Source organism: Ramlibacter sp., from assembly GCF_041916345.1.
In the GTDB taxonomy this organism is placed as follows: Bacteria; Pseudomonadota; Gammaproteobacteria; order Burkholderiales; family Burkholderiaceae_C; genus Ramlibacter.
Genome location: NZ_JAYRZR010000089.1, coordinates 1 through 16,494 on the forward strand (window position 1 = coordinate 1; position 16,494 = coordinate 16,494).

Annotated in this window: 16 protein-coding genes; 9 read left to right on the top strand and 7 right to left on the bottom strand. The window is 70.1% G+C overall.

Annotated elements, in window-relative coordinates:
- Positions 1-441: tripartite tricarboxylate transporter substrate-binding protein (locus tag ACE3T5_RS17785; RefSeq protein WP_374669442.1), on the top strand; the 441-nt coding region annotated here is incomplete at its 5' end.
- A gap of 14 nt (positions 442-455) precedes the next feature.
- Here the strand turns inward: ACE3T5_RS17785 and ACE3T5_RS17790 are convergent.
- Positions 456-1,316: a cytochrome c gene (locus tag ACE3T5_RS17790; protein ID WP_374669443.1), complete on the bottom strand. Its 861-nt coding sequence runs from the start codon at positions 1,314-1,316 to the stop codon at positions 456-458.
- 79 nt (positions 1,317-1,395) lie between these two features.
- Between ACE3T5_RS17790 and ACE3T5_RS17795 the strand changes: the two genes are divergently transcribed.
- Positions 1,396-1,608 (top strand): DUF3820 family protein, encoded by a 213-nt coding sequence (locus ACE3T5_RS17795; protein WP_374669444.1) that lies wholly within the window; start codon positions 1,396-1,398, stop codon positions 1,606-1,608.
- A 131-nt stretch (positions 1,609-1,739) separates the two neighbouring features.
- Here the strand turns inward: ACE3T5_RS17795 and ACE3T5_RS17800 are convergent, their stop codons facing one another.
- Positions 1,740-2,243 (bottom strand): DUF3237 domain-containing protein, encoded by a 504-nt coding sequence (locus ACE3T5_RS17800; protein WP_374669445.1) that lies wholly within the window; start codon positions 2,241-2,243, stop codon positions 1,740-1,742.
- Between the two features lie 34 nt (positions 2,244-2,277).
- Positions 2,278-3,210 (bottom strand): LysR family transcriptional regulator, encoded by a 933-nt coding sequence (locus ACE3T5_RS17805; protein WP_374669446.1) that lies wholly within the window; start codon positions 3,208-3,210, stop codon positions 2,278-2,280.
- 96 nt (positions 3,211-3,306) lie between these two features.
- Between ACE3T5_RS17805 and ACE3T5_RS17810 the strand changes: the two genes are divergently transcribed.
- From ACE3T5_RS17810 to ACE3T5_RS17820, 3 genes are read left to right on the top strand one after another with little or no spacing between them, the layout of a single operon-like run.
- Positions 3,307-4,293, top strand: coding sequence for a Bug family tripartite tricarboxylate transporter substrate binding protein (locus tag ACE3T5_RS17810; RefSeq protein ID WP_374669447.1), 987 nt, complete (start codon positions 3,307-3,309; stop codon positions 4,291-4,293).
- A gap of 9 nt (positions 4,294-4,302) precedes the next feature.
- Positions 4,303-5,199 (top strand): alpha/beta fold hydrolase, encoded by an 897-nt coding sequence (locus tag ACE3T5_RS17815; protein ID WP_374669448.1) that lies wholly within the window; start codon positions 4,303-4,305, stop codon positions 5,197-5,199.
- The gene (locus ACE3T5_RS17820; RefSeq protein WP_374669449.1) at positions 5,196-6,893 is read left to right on the top strand and encodes a tannase/feruloyl esterase family alpha/beta hydrolase; all 1,698 of its coding nucleotides are present in this window, start codon (positions 5,196-5,198) and stop codon (positions 6,891-6,893) included. The genes ACE3T5_RS17815 and ACE3T5_RS17820 overlap by 4 nt, the downstream gene beginning before the upstream one ends.
- Before the next feature lie 3 nt (positions 6,894-6,896).
- Here ACE3T5_RS17820 and ACE3T5_RS17825 read toward each other — a convergent pair whose 3' ends face one another.
- A complete protein-coding gene (locus tag ACE3T5_RS17825) occupies positions 6,897-7,472 on the bottom strand; it encodes a flavin reductase family protein (protein ID WP_374669450.1) in 576 nt (191 codons plus the stop codon).
- 95 nt (positions 7,473-7,567) lie between these two features.
- On the opposite strand from ACE3T5_RS17825, the gene pepF reads away from it, so the two are divergent.
- Entirely contained in the window at positions 7,568-9,364 is a 1,797-nt protein-coding gene (gene pepF / locus ACE3T5_RS17830; RefSeq protein WP_374669451.1) for an oligoendopeptidase F, read from the top strand.
- Between the two features lie 26 nt (positions 9,365-9,390).
- Here pepF and ACE3T5_RS17835 read toward each other — a convergent pair whose 3' ends face one another.
- Both ACE3T5_RS17835 and ACE3T5_RS17840 read right to left on the bottom strand, forming a co-directional pair.
- Positions 9,391-9,831: a PACE efflux transporter gene (locus ACE3T5_RS17835; protein ID WP_374669452.1), complete on the bottom strand. Its 441-nt coding sequence runs from the start codon at positions 9,829-9,831 to the stop codon at positions 9,391-9,393.
- Positions 9,832-9,861: 30 nt separating this feature from the next.
- Positions 9,862-10,770, bottom strand: coding sequence for a LysR family transcriptional regulator (locus ACE3T5_RS17840; protein ID WP_374669453.1), 909 nt, complete (start codon positions 10,768-10,770; stop codon positions 9,862-9,864).
- A 52-nt stretch (positions 10,771-10,822) separates the two neighbouring features.
- Between ACE3T5_RS17840 and ACE3T5_RS17845 the strand changes: the two genes are divergently transcribed.
- From ACE3T5_RS17845 to ACE3T5_RS17855, 3 genes are read left to right on the top strand one after another with little or no spacing between them, the layout of a single operon-like run.
- The gene (locus ACE3T5_RS17845) at positions 10,823-13,732 is read left to right on the top strand and encodes a molybdopterin oxidoreductase family protein (RefSeq protein WP_374669454.1); all 2,910 of its coding nucleotides are present in this window, start codon (positions 10,823-10,825) and stop codon (positions 13,730-13,732) included.
- The gene (locus ACE3T5_RS17850; RefSeq protein ID WP_374669455.1) at positions 13,729-14,442 is read left to right on the top strand and encodes a 4Fe-4S dicluster domain-containing protein; all 714 of its coding nucleotides are present in this window, start codon (positions 13,729-13,731) and stop codon (positions 14,440-14,442) included. The genes ACE3T5_RS17845 and ACE3T5_RS17850 overlap by 4 nt, the downstream gene beginning before the upstream one ends.
- The gene (locus ACE3T5_RS17855; protein WP_374669456.1) at positions 14,439-15,359 is read left to right on the top strand and encodes a dimethyl sulfoxide reductase anchor subunit family protein; all 921 of its coding nucleotides are present in this window, start codon (positions 14,439-14,441) and stop codon (positions 15,357-15,359) included. Before ACE3T5_RS17850 ends, ACE3T5_RS17855 begins: the two co-directional genes overlap by 4 nt.
- 7 nt (positions 15,360-15,366) lie before the next feature.
- On the opposite strand, the gene ACE3T5_RS17860 is transcribed toward ACE3T5_RS17855, so the two are convergent.
- Positions 15,367-16,443 carry a CaiB/BaiF CoA transferase family protein gene (locus tag ACE3T5_RS17860; RefSeq protein ID WP_374669457.1) on the bottom strand — a complete coding sequence of 359 codons (1,077 nt, stop codon included), beginning with the start codon at positions 16,441-16,443 and terminating at the stop codon, positions 15,367-15,369.
- Positions 16,444-16,494 lie beyond the last annotated feature (51 nt).

The window sequence follows — 16,494 nt, forward strand, 5'->3', positions numbered from 1 at the left end:
ATGAAGGCCACCCACATCCCCTACCGCGGCACCAACGAGGCGCTGACCTCGCTCATCGGCGATCAGGTGCAGTTCAGCGTGTTCGACGCGGCGGCGCTGGGCCATCTGCGCAGCGGCCGGGTCCGGCCTGTGGCCGTGACCTCGGCGAAGCGATGGGCGCAGTTGCCCGATGTGCCGACCATCGCGGAATCCGGCTTCCCGGGCTTCGACGTTTCCAGTGGCTCGGGCATCATGGTGGCCGGCGGCACGCCCCGCGAGCTGGTTGCGCAGATCAACTCGGCCATCGTGCGGGCGATGTCCGCGCCTGCGGTGCAGCAGAAGTTCAGCGCCCAGGGCTTCGTGCCGCTTTCGAGCACGCCGCAGGAATTCGAGCAGATCCTCACCGCTCAGATGGACCGCCTGCGCACGCTCATCAAGGAGATCGGCCTGCGGGTCGACTGAGGCCGCGCGACGGCCTACTTCCCCGCAAACGCCTGCGGTTTCAGAGAACGCAGGTACGCGATCAGCGCACCCATGTCCTCGTCAGTGATGCCGGCATAGAACGGGAAGCCCATCGGCGGCTTGTAGGGCTGGCCCTTGCGGTCCATGCCGGTGCGGATGGCCTTGGCGATTTCGGCGTCGGTCCAGTCCTTCAGGCCGGTGGCGTGGGGCGTGAGGTTGCGCGCGACGCTGGTCCCCCACGGTCCCTTGAACATCTGGCCGCCGGCGCCCCACTGCGCGGTGACGAGTCCCTTCTCGTTGCGCGGCGTGTGGCATTCCATGCAGTGGCCGATGTCGGCCAGGTACTTGCCGTAGGCGACCTTGTCGGTCCGTGCGGGCGCCTTCACGTTCGTCACCGTAGGGCCATAGCTCGGGGGCAGCGGGATGTTGTACTTCGACTTGGGCACGGCGTTCTTCACGGCCGGTTGCGCGCGCAGGTAGGCGATGATCGCCTGCAGGTCGTCGTCGGCCATGTGGCGGTAGAACGCCACCGGCATCGGCGGGCCGATGATGCTGCTGTCAGGGCGCACGCCTTCTCGGATGGCCTTGGCCAGTTGCGCGTCGGTCCATTTGCCGATGCCGGTTTCGGGGTCGGGCGTGAGGTTGGTCGCGTAGGCCTTGAAGGGCGGCTCGTCGAACACCATGCCACCCGAGAGGCCCTTCTCCGGCAGCGGCTGGCCCTGCGGGCCGCGCTGGAAGTGGCAGTTGCCGCAGGCCACCACCGTGTTCATCAGGTACTTGCCGCGCTCCACCGAGCCGGGGGCCTGCGCCTGGGCCTGCAGGCTCGCGGCGAGTGCGGTGATCACGAGGGCTGCGCGCCAGGGTTGGTGTGCCATGCGTTCTCCTTGTTGTCGACAAGGGGGAATCTATCGGCAACATGCTGCCGCCGCAAGCAGGCCGCGCGAGAATGAGCGTATGTCGCAGCCACTCGAACTGCTGGTCAAGACCGAGATGCCGTACGGCAAATACAAGGGGACCGTGATCGCGGACCTGCCGGGCCACTACCTGACCTGGTTCGCGCGCGAGGGCTTTCCGCCCGGGCAACTGGGCGCCTTGCTCGCGCTCATGCACGAGATCGACCACAACGGGTTGAAGCATCTGCTGCGGCCGTTGCGGGAGGGGCGGTAGGGGGCTGAGCGGTCGGAAACGCTGGGGTTTCGCTTCGCTCCACCGCCAGCCTACTGGGCCTCCAGGGTCATTGGCTGTTCGTAGGCTGGGGTGCAACCCCAGCGGTCTCGCAGCCGCGCCTGTCGGCTGCATCAGCCGATGCTGCTCTCCACCAGCCACCCCCGCACCAGCACCGCCTGGCGCCCGGGTCGCAGGCTTTGCAGCGTGCCCACGAACAGCCGGCGGTTCAGCCACGCGTGCGGGCCGGCCGGTGCGGTGACGAACAGGTGCGACAGCGCATAGCGATCCGGCTGCACCGATTCATCGACGATCACGCGGTTGTCCACGGTGATCACGGCGCCGTCGTCCGTCTGCATCTCGTATTCGGCCCGCAGCTCCTTCACGCCGTCGGCGCGCAGCAGCTGCCGATCCGCGCCGCCCGCGCGCACGTGGCCGCGCAGCGCCTCGAAGCCCGGGCCGCCCCAGAACACGCCGCCCGTGATGGGCACGATGAAGCGCTCGCCGAGCGCGCTGGGACCTATTGATTCACGGGGTGCGACGTCGACCGCGGCTGTCCACGCCAGTCGGGCGGCGATGCGCGGCAGGGGTTGTGTACCGGCCAGGGTCAGCAGGGCGGCGGCTTCGTTGGGGGTCATCGTGCGGTGTCCGGTTGGGCGCCATTCTGCAGCCTCAACCCGCATGCCCTCGCAGCCAGTCCGCCAGCACCTGCGTGGCGCGGCCCATCCCCTCGGTCGGCAGCAACATGCCCAGCGGCGGCAAAGGCATGGGTTCGGCCAAGCGCAGGGCAGCCAGGCCTTGCGAGGCCAGCATGTGGCGCACCACGCTGCGCGGCACCACTGTGACCAGGTCCAGCTCGCGCACCAGCGCCCAGGTGGCTGAGGGAATGCGCGTGATCACCTGGCAGAGCTCGGGCGGTTGCGGGAACTGCGCGGCCATCGCGTCGAAGCGCTTGCGCGCCATCGACGCGGCGGGCGCGGGCAGCCAGCGGGCGCCGGCCAGGTCCTTGAGCGTCACCCGCCGCTTGCGCGCGAGCGGGTGCGCCGGGCCGCAGGCCACGATGAACTCGTCGTCCCGCAGGGCATGGAAGGCCCAGCCCTCGGGCACCACGGCCGGGGATCGGCACACCACCAGATCCACCGCGCCGCGCGACAGGCTCATCAGCGAATCGTCGATCTCGGCCTGCTGCAGATGCACCTGCACGCCCGGGTGGGCTGCGGCGAAGCCGGCGATGGCCTGCACCAGCAGGCCGTTCACGCCGGCGGTGGTGCCCACCACGCGCACCACGCCTTCGCCTTGCCCTGTGCGGGCCGCCACCGCCTCGGCCGAGGCCGAGAGACTCAGTATCATCTGCCGCGCCATGGGCAGCACGTCGGCCCCTGCGGGGGTGAGGCGCACGCCACGCGCGTGACGCTGGAAGAGCGGTGTCTCCAGCAGGCGCTCGAGCTCGGCCAGCAGCTGCGTCACGCCGGGCTGTGTCATGCCGATGGCCTCTGCCGCGCGGCGTACGCTGCCCAGCTCGGCCAGCTGCAGCAGCACCTGCAGATGGCGAAAGCGCGCCCGCGCCAGCAGGCGGTTCAGCAGCACGGAGGCGGGTGGGTGCACGTATAAGCAATCGTGATCGCAAGTGCGCCGATTCTATTTCCCGCTGAAGGGCGGCGTGCGCAGAATCCCCTGCACGAAAGTACAAGGAGACAAGCCATGACCCTGTCGTGGAACCGCCGCCAGGCCCTGGCGGCCCTGGGCGCGCTGGCCGCGGCCCCGCTGCCGCTGGCGGTGCACGCGCAGGCCTATCCCAGCCGTGCCGTCAAGCTGCTGGTCGGTGCCGCCCCCGGCGGGCCGTCGGACTTCCTCGCGCGGATGTACGGTGACGCGCTGGGCCCGCAGCTCGGCCAGAGCTTCGTGGTGGACAACAAGCCGGGGGCGAGCGGCACGCTGGCAGCCGACGCCGCGGTCAAGGCCGCGCCCGATGGCCACACGGTGCTCATCTCCGGGCCCGCGGCCATCACCGCCGCGCCGCATCTGTTTGCCAAGCTGCCCTACGACGCGCAGGACCTGCAGCCGCTCAGCATGCTGGGTGCCGGCTCCTTCGCGCTGGTGGTGCATCCGTCCGTGCCGGCGAAGAACGTGCAGGAGCTGATCGCGCTGGCCAAGGCGAAGCCGGGCACGCTGGCCTTCGGTTCCGGCGGCAACGGCTCCTCCGGCCACCTGTGCACCGAGATGTTCTGCTCGATGGCGGGCGTGAAGATGCTGCACGCGCCGTACAAGGGTGATGGTCTGGCGGTGAACGACCTGATCGCGGGCCAGCTGCAGGTGATGTTCACCGCGCCCAATGTCGCCTTGCCGCAGGTCAAGGGCGGGCGGCTGCGTCTGCTGGCGGTGACCACGCGCGACCGCGTGCCCACCCTGCCCGATGTGCCCACGGTGGCGGAGCAGGGCCTGGCCGATTTCGAGTACCTCGGCTGGATCATCGCCTTCGCACACAAGGCCGTGCCTCGGCCGGCGGCGGATGCGCTGGTCGCCGCGTGGGCCAAGGCTCGCACCACGCCGCAGGTGCGCGGCAAGCTGGAGGAGATGGCCATGGCCGCGCCGGACCGCCTGGTTTCCGGCGAGCCGCTCGCGCAGTTCGTGCGCAGCGAGAGCCAGCGACTGGGCAAGCTGATCCGCGAGACCGGCATCACCGCCTGAGGAACCCGCATGGACGTGACGACACCGCCCGCCGCGGTGGGCGAGGGGCTGGCCGCTGCCGAGCCCCGGCGCTTCGCGCTGCCCAATGGCGTGGAACTGCACGGCGTGATCGGTGGCGAGGGGCCGCCACTCGTCTTCATCCACGGCGCCATGGGCGACTGGCGCTCGTTCGAGCCGCAGTGGGCTGCCTTCACGCCGCACTTCACCTGCCTCACCTACTCGCGGCGCTACAGCTTCCCCAATCGCAACGGGCCGCCGGGGCCGGACCACTCGGCCCTGCACGAGGCGGAAGACCTGCGGCTGCTGCTGGATGCGCTGGGCTGGTCCTCGGCGGTGCTGGTGGGCAGCTCGTATGGCGGCTTCACCGCGCTGGCGCTGGCGGTGGCGGAGCCGGCGCGGGTGCGGGCCCTGGTGGCTGTGGAGCCGCCGATGATGAAGTACGCGGCGCTCTCGGCAGCTGGCCGCGCCGCGGCAGCGGACTTCTGCACCCGGGTGATCGAGCCCGCGAATGCGGCCTTCCGCGCGGGGCGAGACGAAGAAGGCGCGCGGCTCATGACCGGCGGCATCAATGGCGCGGCCTCGCCGCTGAACGACGGCGAGGCGCTGGCGCGCCGCCTGCAGAACCTGGGCGCGATGAAGGCGCTGGCGCTGTCGTCCGATGAATTCCCGTGGCTGGCGCCTGAGCAGCTGGCCGCGCTGTCCATGCCCTTGCTGCTGCTGTCCGGCGCGCGCACACCGGCCGTGCACGCCGAGATCTTCCGCAATGTCTGCGCCGCCATGCCGCAGGCGAAGGCGCTCGTCATGCCCGATGCCGGTCATGGCGTGGCCCGGGATGCAGCCGCCGCCTTCAACACCACGGTGCTCGATTTCCTGCGTGCCCATTCAACCCGAGAGGAGACTCCATGAGACTGAGATTCCACGCCCCCCTCGCCGCGCTGGCGCTGGCGAGCCTGGCCGCCTGTGGCGGCAATGGCGAGAGCATTCCGCAGCTCGCCACGGCGCAGGGCGCGTCGCTGGCCGCCTGCACCGCGCTCGCCACGAGCTTCACCCATGCCAGCACCGCGCTCACCGCCGCTTCGGTGGTCACCTCGGGCACGCTCACCAATGCCGGCCAGCCGGTGGGCGAGCACTGCCTCGTCACCGGCAAGATGAACCAGCGCACCAGCGCGGTGGATGGCCAGACCTATGCCATCGGCTGGGAGATGCGGCTGCCCAAGGACTGGAACGGCCGCTTCCTCTACCAGGGCAATGGCGGCACGGACGGCGTCGTGTCGGCGGCCACGGGCGGCTTCAGCGGCGGCGGCCCGCTGCAGAACGCGCTGCAGCAGGGGTTCGCGGTCATCAGCAGTGACGCCGGTCACAGCGGCGCGCAGAACCCGCTGTTCGGCCTGGACCCGCAGGCGCGGCTGGACTACGGCTACCAGGCCGTGGGCACGCTCACCCCCATGGCCAAGGCCCTCATCAAGGCCGCTTATGGCAAGGGGCCGGACCGCAGCTACATCGGCGGCACCTCCAATGGCGGCCGGCACACCATGGTGGCCGCTGCCCGCTACGCGGCGGACTACGACGGCTACCTCGCCATCTCGCCCGGGTTCAACCTGCCCAAGGCGGCGGTGGCGCAGCTCTATGGCGCGCAGCAATGGGCCAAGGTGGCCACCGACCCGGCCAACCTGGAGACGGCGCTGCCGCAGGCCGAGCGCCGCGTGATCGCGAACGCGATCCTCGCCAGGTGCGACGCGCTGGACGGCGTGGCCGATGGCCTGGTGAACGACGTGACGGCCTGCCGCGCGGCCTTCGACCTGACGCGTGACGTGCCCACCTGCAGCGGCGCCCGCGATGGCACCTGCCTGACCGCGGCGCAGAAGACGTCGCTGGGCAACGTGTTCACCGGCGCGCGCAACAGCAAGGGCGAGGCGCTGTATGCGCGCTGGCCCTATGACGCGGGCATCGTGCAGACGGGCTGGGCCGACTGGAAGTTCCGCAACTCGGTGGGCGCCGCGCGCGACCCGGTGGCGGTGGGCTTCATCTTCTCTTCGCCGCCGGCCGACAAGGCGATCCTGCAGAACACGCTGGGCTACGCGCTCAACTTCAACTTCGACACCGATGCGCCGCTGATCTTCGCGACCACCAGCGTCTACACCGAGAGCGCGATGTCGTTCATGACGCCGCCCAACCCGACCAACCTCGACACGCTGCGTGGCCGCGGCGCCAAGATGATCGTGGTGCACGGCCTCTCTGACGGCGTGTTCTCGCCGGATGACACGGCCGCCTGGTACGACCAGCTGAATGCCCGCTACAACGGCTCCGCCGGCGACGCGGTGCGGTTCTTCCTCGTGCCCGGCATGGGCCACTCGCGCGGCGGCCCGGCCACCGACCAGTTCGACGGCCTGACGGCGCTGGTGAACTGGGTGGAGAAGGGCCAGGCGCCCGACCGCATCGTGGCCAGCGCGCGCGGGGCCGGCAATGCCGGCGGCGTGAACGCCGACGTGCCCGCCGACTGGGCCGCCAACCGCACCCGCCCGCTGTGCCCGTATCCGCTGGTGGCCCGCTACAAGAGCGGCGACAAGGAGCAGGCGGCGAGCTTCGCCTGCGAGCGCTGAGCGCTACACCCCTCGCGCCTGCACCGTGCCGCCCGCGCGCACGAACAGGCCGGCGCCGAGGTGGTGAATCGGCTGCACGTCCGCGTTGTCCTCGCGATAGGCCCAGCGCCCGTTCACGAAGATGCGCGCGTCGGCCGCGGCGGACACCACCTCGGCGAAGCAGGTGTCGTAGGCGTCCTCGGTGTGCCGCTCGGGGATGAGGCGGCACTCCATCCACGCGGCGCAACCGGTCTCCAGCACCGGCACCCCCAGCACCGGGCCCGCGAGTGGCGTGACGCCGTGGCGAGCGAACTTGTCCTCGTCACGCCCGCTCGTGCTGCCCACCGCAAAGGTGAAGTCGGCCAGTGCCAGCCCCGGGATGCACAGGCCGAAGCAGCCGCTGGCCGCGGCCAGCTCGCGCGTGAAGGTCTTCTTGTCGATCACCACCGCCACGCGCGGCGGCGTGAACTCCACCGGCATCGACCACGCGGCCGCCATCACGTTGCGCCGGCCGGCGTGCGCGCTGGTCACCAGCACCGTGGGGCCGTGGTTGATGAGGCGGCTGGCGTGATGCAGGGCGACGGGCTGGAAGTGCGACATGAAGAAGACTGGTGGTGTAATCGCCGTCATTGTGGCGTGGCGGCCGTGCGTCGCCCTTCTGGCAGCCCGCCGCGTTCTCCGCCATCATCGGGCGCATGAACAAGCCGCTGACCCGGGCCGAAGTGCCCCTGGAAGACACATGGAACCTCACGGACCTGTTCGCCACGCATGAGGCGTGGTCGGCGGAACTGCAATCGCTGCCTGCCGCGGCCGAGAGCGTGACGCGCCATCGCGGTCGCCTGGGCGAGGGCGCGGCCGTGCTCATGGCCTGCCTCGACGCGCGTGAGGCGCTCTTCGTCCGCCTGCAGCGCGCGCTGATCTACGCCAACCTGTGCCAGGCCTCCGACGGCACCGACGCGACGGCCCAGGCCGCGCATGCGCAGGCCGGCACGGTACACGCGCAGGTGGCCGCGGCCGTGGCCTTCGTGGAGCCCGAGGTCCTGGCATTGCCGCCGGGCACCTTGCAACGCTACCTGGATGAACTGCCCGCGCTGCAGACGCATCAGGTGGAGCTGGATGACATGCTGGCGCGCCAGCCGCACACCCTGGGCAGCGAGGCCGAGCAGGCCATCGCCGCGCTCGGGCAGGTGCTGGACGGGCCGTTCAATGTCTACCTGCGGGCGAAGTCCGGTGACCTGCAGGTGGCGGCCTTCCAGGACGACGCAGGCCGTACCCACCCCAACTCCTTCAACCTGTTCGAGTCCACCTGGGAGGGCCACCCGGATCCGGCCTTGCGCCGCCGGGCCTGGGCCGCCTTCACGACCGGCCTGCGCAGCATGCGCCACACCTTCGCGGCCACGCTGGGCACGGAGGTCGCCAAGCAGGTGGCCCTGGCGCGGCTGCGCCGGTATCCGGACACCGAGGGCTACCTGCTGCATGCGCAGAAGGTGCCACGGGCGCTGTATGACCGCGTACGGGTCGATCTGCAGGCGGGCATCGCGGTGCCCATGCGGCGCTATGCACGGCTGCGCCAGCGGGTGCAGGGCCTGGACCGTTTGCTGTATTGCGACGTGAAGACGCCCCTGGCGGCAGCCGGCACGCGGCACCTCTCGTTCGACGAGGTCCGCACGCTGATCCTCGACGCGCTGGCGCCGCTGGGCGCCGAGTACCAGGCGATGCTGTCGGCGGCCTTCAGCCAGCGCTGGATCGACCGCGCCACCAACATCGGCAAGTCGTCGGGTGCCTTCTGCGCGTCGCCCTACGGCGTGCATCCATACATCCTCATCTCGTGGACCGGTTCGATGCGCAATGTGTTCACGCTGGCGCACGAGCTGGGCCACGCGGGCCACTTCCTGCTGGCGGGGCGGCATCAGCGCTTCATGAACACGCGGCCCACGCTGCCCTTCATCGAGGCGCCTTCCACGCTGCATGAGGTGCTGCTGGCGCGGCACATCCTGGATCGCTCGCAAGATGCGAACGTGCGTCGCGAGGTCATCGAGCTGGTGCTGGGCACCTACCACCACAACTTCGTGACCCACCTGCTGGAGGCCGAGTTGCAGCATCGCCTGTTCGCGCAGGCCGAAGCCGGCCGCGCGCTCACCGCCGACTGGCTGGACGAGACGCAGCGCGACATCCTGCGTCGCTTCTGGGGCGACGCGCTCACGCTCGACGACGGCGCGGCGATGACGTGGATGCGCCAGCCGCACTACTACATCGGCCTCTATCCCTACACGTACTCGGTGGGGCTGGTCACGGCCACCGCGCTGGCCGCGCGCGGAACGGGAGAGGGCCTGCCGCGCTGGCTGGAGGTGCTGGCGGCCGGCGGCACGCGCAGCCCCCTGGAGCTGGCGGCGCAGGTGGGCGTGGACCTGTCTTCCGCCGAGCCCTTCGAGGCGGCGGTGGCGTGGGTGGACGGGCTGGTCGCGGAGCTGGAAGCAGGCTTGAGCCGGTAGTCGGGCGCGGTCGTCCTTCGCCCCATTTACTCTCGCGCGCGATCCGTCCCCGCGGCCGAGGCGGGCAGGCCAAACACGCGATCAAAGGCCCAGGTGAAGGCGATGGCGTAGACGAAGAAGAACAGCAGCAGACCCAGGTTGGCGATGAACGCGGCCATCCATGAGATGTCGAGCCACAGGGACATGACCGGCAGCAGCAGGATCACCAGCCCCCCTTCGAACCCCAGCCCATGCGCGATGCGCCGGGCCAGGGATCGGCCGCGCACGGCCTGGCGCGACTCCCAGCGCTCGAAGAGCCAGTTGAACACGTAGTTCCAGGTGAGCGCGATCGTCGACAGCACGACGGCCAGGCCGAAGGTGGAGGTCTGCGACTTGTCGAAGGCGAGGCTGAGCACGGGGCCGACAAAGGCGATGGCAATCAGTTCGTAGAGGATGGCCTGGAGGATGCGGCGGCGGACGGGATGCATGGGTGTGAAGCCGCGAGCGAAGGGCCCGGGTCAGGGCTGGGCGGGCAGGGCGGTGCAATGCCGGACGAAGCCTTCGGCCCCCGTGCCCAGCTTCTTCGCCCGGTGGCGCACGATGGACAAGGTGCGCTGCATGGGAGGCAGCGTCGTCGCCACCTCCACCAGCCACCCCTGGGCTATGGCTTCCTTCACGGCCAGCCGCGACAGGCAGCCGAGCCCCAGGCCTTCGGCGACGACCCGCTTGACGGCCTCGTTGCTGCCGAGCTCCAGCTCGACGTGCACGGCTGCCAGGTGCGGAATCAGCCAGCGATCCGATGCCTCCCGCGTGCCGGAGCCCGGCTCGCGCAAGACCCACGTCGCCTGGCTGAGCTGCCGGAGGTTGGCGCGCTGCCTGGCCATGGGGTGGCCCGCCGCCGCGATCACCACCATCTCGTCGCTGCGCCATTTGCGCACGGTGAGTTCGGGGTGGCTGTGAGTGCCCTCGATGAAGCCGATGTCGGCTTCGAACGCGCCCACCCGCTCGAACACGTCATGGGTGTTGACGATGTCCAGCAGCACATGGCTTTGAGGATGTTGCGCCTTCCAGCTCGCGATCAGGGCCGGCAGCAGGTACTCACCGATGGTGTAGCTGGAAGCCAGCCGCAGCGGCGCCGCGTGCGCCCGCGTGAACAGCGACTGTGTTTCGCCCGCCTGCTCCAGCAGGGCGGCCGCGCGCGGCAGCAGGGCGCGACCGTTCTCGTTGATCACCAGCCGCTTGCCCATGCGGTCGAACAGCTGGGCGCCCAGCACGGCCTCCAGCTCACCCAGCGCGTTGCTGGCCGCCGACTGCGAGCGGGAGATCTCGTCCGCCGCACCCCTCGTCGTGCCGCTGCGCGCCACGGCCGCAAACACTTCAAGCTGGCGCAGCGTGAGCTTCAGCCGGTGATCGATTTTTCGGGTCATGAAGAGCTGAATTATGCGGTAGCACTCTTTAGATCAGGTCTAGCATGAGCTTATGCTCAACTTCCTCTCCAGCGCGCCGCTGCACGATCCGCAGGCCAGCAGCATGGCCGGCACGGAGACCCGGACGACCACCTGCTACATGTGCGCCTGCCGCTGCGGCATCCGGGTGCACCTGCGCGACGGCCAGGTCCGCTACATCGACGGCAACCCGGACCACCCGATCAACCAGGGCGTGATCTGCGCCAAGGGCAGCTCGGGCATCATGAAGCAGCACTCGCCCGCCCGGCTGACGCAGCCCTTGCTGCGCAAGCCAGGCAGCGAGCGTGGGGCCGGCGAGTTCGAGCCCATCAGCTGGGACCGCGCGTTCGAGATCCTCACCCAGCGGCTGAGCCACATCCGCGCGACCGATCCGAAGCAGTTCGCGCTGTTCACCGGGCGCGACCAGATGCAGGCGCTCACCGGCCTGTTCGCGCGGCAGTTCGGCACGCCCAATTACGCGGCCCACGGCGGCTTCTGCTCGGTGAACATGGCCGCCGGCATGATCTATTCCATCGGCGGCAGCTTCTGGGAATTCGGCGGGCCGGACCTGGAACACGCCAGGCTGTTCGTGATGATCGGCACGGCGGAAGACCATCACAGCAACCCGATGAAGATCGCGCTGGCCCGGTTCAAGCGCGCGGGCGGTCGCTTCATCTCGATCAATCCCGTGCGCACCGGCTATTCCGCGATCGCCGATGAATGGATTCCCATCCGGCCGGGCACCGATGGCGCGCTGTTCATGGCCCTGCTGCATGAACTGATCGCGCAGGACCTGATCGATGAGCCCTTCCTGCGGCGCTACACGAACGCGCCGCAGCTGGTGGTGCTCGACGACGGCGATCGCGACGGTCTGTTCGCCTTCGACCCCGCGGCCGGGCCGCCGGGGGACGGCCGCCACCCGCACAACAAGCTGGCCTGGGACCTCGCCAGCGGCCAGGTGGTGCACGCCTATCCGCAAGGGGTCGAAGACGGGCGGCGGCTGGCCCTGGAAGGCCACTACCAGCTGCCCGATGGCACGCGGGTGGCGCCCGCCTTCCAGCTGCTGCGCGAGCGCGTGGCCACCACCACGCCGGAATGGGCGGCCGCCATCACCGGCATCCCGGCCGAGCGCATCCGCCAGCTGGCACGCGAACTGGGCGTCACTGCGCTGCAGCAGGCCTTCGAGCTGCCCATCCCCTGGACCGACGCGTGGGGCAAGCACCATCCGGTCACGCAGGCGCGGCCGGTGGCCTTCCACGCCATGCGTGGCCTGGCCGCGCACTCCAACGGCTTCCAGACGGTGCGCGCACTGGCAGTGCTGATGAGCGTGCTGGGCACGATCGACGCGCCCGGCGGCTTCCGGCACAAGGCGCCGTATCCGCGCCACATCGTGCCGAACTACCGGGCCTTCAACGACCCCGCCATGATCAAGCCGAACACGCCGCTGAACGCGGCGCCGCTCGGCTTCCCCGCCAGCCCCGAGGAACTGGCGGTGCACGAGGACGGCACGCCGCTGCGCATCGACCACGCGTTCTCGTGGGAGCACCCGCTGTCGGCCCACGGCCTGATGCACAACGTCATCACCAATGCCGTCCGCGGGGACCCGTACCCCATCGACACGCTGCTGATCTTCATGGCGAACATGGCCTGGAACTCCACCATGAACACCATGGAAGTGCGCGCCAAGCTGAATGAACGCCGCGAAGACGGCGAGTACAAGATCCCCTTCCTGGTGGTCTGCGACGCGTTCCAGAGCGAGATGGTGGCCTTCGCCGATCTCGTGCTGCCCGACACCACCTACCTGGAACGGCATGACGTGATGAGCATGCTCGATCGGCCGATCTCCGAGTTCGACGGTCCCGTCGACTCGGTGCGGGTGCCGGTCGTGCCTCCCCTGGGCGAGTGCAAGCCGTTCCAGGAGGTGCTGATCGAACTCGCGTCGCGCCTCCAGTTCCCCGCGTTCACGCACGAGGACGGCACGCGCAAGTTCAAGGACTACCCGGACTTCATCGTCAACTACCAGGCGCAGCCGGGCGTGGGCTTTCTCATGGGCTGGCGCGGCAAGGACGGCACGGACCACCTGCGCGGCGACCCGAATCCCAAGCAGTGGGAGATGTACGCGAAGAACAACTGCGTGTTCCAGCACCACCTGCCCAGGGACCAGCAGTTCATGCGCAACTGGAACCGGGGCTATCTGGATCTGGCCAAGGACAAGGGCTGGCGCCAGCGCAACGACCCGGTGCAGCTCGCGATCTACTCCGACACCCTGCAGCTGTTCCGGCTGGCCGCGCAGGGCAAGCGGTCCGGACGGCAGCCGCCCGATCATCTGCGGCAGCGCATCGCGACCTACTTCGATCCCCTGCCGTTCTGGTACGAGCCGCTCGAGAACGCGAGCATCGACACCGAGCGCTTTCCGCTCGCCGCCATCACCCAGCGGCCGATGGCCATGTACCACTCGTGGGACTCGCAGAATGCCTGGCTGCGCCAGATCCACAGCCACAACTACCTGCACGTCAACCCCGTCACGGCGCAGGCGGCGGGCGTGGCCGATGGGGGCTGGGCCTGGGTCACCAGCACCTGGGGCGAGGTGCGGTGCATGGTCCGCTACAGCGACGCGGTGGAGCCCGGCACCGTCTGGACCTGGAACGCGATCGGCAAGGGCGCCGGCGCCTGGCAGCTCGCGCCCGGCGCGGATGAATCGCGCAAGGGCTTCCTGCTGAATCACCTGATCACCGAGGAACTGCCCTTCGCGGGCGGACGCATCAGCAACTCCGATCCGGTGACGGGCCAGGCCGGCTGGTACGACGTGCGCGTCCGCCTGCGCCCGGCCAGCCCCGGGGAGCCCGAGGAGACTTTCCCCCAGGTCGCCGTCCCGTCGACACCGCCCGGCGTGCTCGGCGGTGCCCGCAAGGTCCTTGCCTACTTGGCCCCCCGCAAGCCATGAACCCGCCCACTGAAGTCCCCGCCACCCTGGCCAGGCAGCTGGCGCTGGTCATCGATCTCAACGTGTGCGTGGGCTGCCAGGCCTGCGTCACCTCCTGCAAGGAATGGAACACCTCGGGCGCCGCCGGGCCGCTGGCGGACCTCGATGCCTATGGCCCGCAGCCCACGGGTACCTTCTTCAACCGGGTGCAGACCTTCGAGGCCGACACCTTCCCGAACACGCAGACCATCCACTTTCCCAAGAGCTGCCTGCACTGCGCGGACCCGCCCTGCGTGCCGGTGTGCCCCACCGGCGCCAGCTACAAGCGCCAGAGCGACGGCATCGTGCTGGTGGACTATGACAAGTGCATCGGCTGCAAGTACTGCAGCTGGGCCTGCCCCTATGGCGCCCGCGAGTTCGACGAAGAGCGCAAGGTGATGACGAAGTGCACCCTGTGCGTGGACCGCATCTACGACGAGCATCTGCCGCCGCAGGACCGCAAGCCGGCCTGCGTGAAGGCCTGCCCGACGAGCGCGCGGCTGTTCGGCGACGTCAACGATCCGGCATCGGAGGTGGCGCAGGCCATCCGCGAACGCGGGGGCTACACGCTGATGCCCGAGTGGGAGACACGCCCGGCCAACCACTACCTGCCACGCAAGGTCGTTGGCGCGAGCACGCCGGCGCCTGAGCCAAAGGCAGGTGCGGCCGACACGCAGCAGGGACGCGCATGAAGCCGGCTGCGTCGATCATCCTGTTCACCACGCTGGCCGGCGCCGCGCAGGGGCTCACCGTGGTGCTGGCAGCGGCGAGCATTGCCGGGGTCGCGCCGGAGCGCGCCCAGACCGGCATGCTGTGGGTGGCGACAGGGATGCTGCTGGCGGCGCTGGCGGCCTCGTTCTTCCACCTCGGGCATCCCCTGCGCGCCTGGCGCGCCGCGCTGATGTGGCGCACTTCCTGGATGTCGCGCGAGGTGATCGTGCTGCCCGCGTTCATCGCGCTCACGGCGGCGTGGGCACTCGCCGGACCGGGCAGTCAGGCCTCGGCCTGGCTGCCGTGGCTGGCCATCGCCACGGCTTTCCTGCTGTGGCACTGCACGGCCATGATCTACGCCTGCATCCGCTTCATCCAGGAGTGGGCCCACCCGCTGACGGTTGTCAACTATTGCCTGCTTGGTCTGGCCTCTGGTGCGTGCCTCGCTGGCGCCCTGGCGATGGGGCTGCAGGGCGATGCCGCGTTCGCCAACCACGTCGCGCCCTGGGCGATGGCATTGACCGGCCTCGCCTGGCTGGCGCGGGGGCTCTCCCTGCGGCGCAACACCCAGTTGAAGTCGCGGTCCACCACGCAATCCGCCACGGGCATCCAGGCCGCGCGGGTGGTGCAGAAGTCCATGGGCATGACGGGCGGCTCGTTCAACACGCGCGAGTTCTTCCACGGCGCCCCGGTGGCGGTGTTTCGCGCGGCGAAGCCGGCCTTCCAGGTACTGGCCTTCCTGCTGCCGATCGGCCTGCTGGCGCTGGCCATGGCCGGCTGGCAGACCGCCTGGCTCCTGGTGGCACCGGTTCAGTGGCTGGGGCTGCTGATCGAGCGATGGTTCTTCTTCGCCCAGGCGCGGCATCCGCAGAACCTGTACTACCAGGTGGTCTCGTGACCTTCGCCTAGCGTTGCCAGGCCGCCAGGGCTTGCTGCACGGACACGCGCTGCGAATCGGCGGCCACGGGCGGGCGCTCGCCATCGAACACCGGGGCAGCGCCCGGCACGTGGCCTGGGCCATGGGCCACGAAGTTGCCGCGCGCTGCGTTGTGAGGGTGAAGGGGGGCTTCGGCCAAGGACAGCACCGGTGACACGCAGGCATCGCTGCCGGCGAAGTGCCGCGCCCAGTCATCGCGCGTGCGGGTGGCAAAGACCTCGGCGAAGCGCGCGCGGATCACCGGCCAGGCCTCGGGTGCCTGCCGGTCCGGCAGGCGGCCCGACAGGTCCAGACGCCGCAGCAGCTCGTCGTAGAACTGGGGTTCCAGCGCGCCGACCGCCATGAACTTCCCGTCGGCCGTGCGGTACGTGTCGTACCACGGCAGGCCGCCATCGAGCGGATTGCTCACCCGCTCGTCCTTCCACTGGCCCAGCGCGTGCCGGCTGTAGATCATGGCCATCAGGGTCGCGGCGCCATCCACCATGGCGGCATCCACCACCTGGCCGCGGCCGGAGGATCGCACCTGCCACAGCGCCGCCAGCAGGCCGATGAGGAGGAAGGCGCCGCCGCCGCCGAAGTCCCCGATCAGGTTCAGCGGTGGCACCGGCCGCTCGGCGGGCCCGATGGCGTGCAGGGCGCCCGTGAGCGCGATGTAGTTGATGTCGTGTCCGGCCTCCTGGGCCATCGGTCCCTGCTGGCCCCAGCCCGTCATGCGCGCGTACACGAGCCTCGGATTCGCTGCGAGCGCGTCCGCCGGGCCCAGGCCCAGTCGCTCCATCACGCCTGGGCGCAGGCCCTCCAGCAGCACGTCCGCGCTGGCGATGAGTCGCAGGGCTTCCTCGCGGCCGGCAGCGGACTTCAGGTCCAGCTCGACCTGCAGCCGCCCGCGGCGGACCGCGCCCAGCGTGTCCTTCTCGCCCTGGCTGCCCGGGCGCTCCACGCGCACGACGCTGGCGCCCAGGTCGGCCAGTACCATGCCCGACCAGGGCACGGGGCCGATGGCCGCGAATTCCAGCACGCGCAGGCCGGCCAGCACCTTCGTCATGAAGCGGCCTTCTGCGGATCGCACGAGACGATGCCCTCGCGCTCCAGGGCG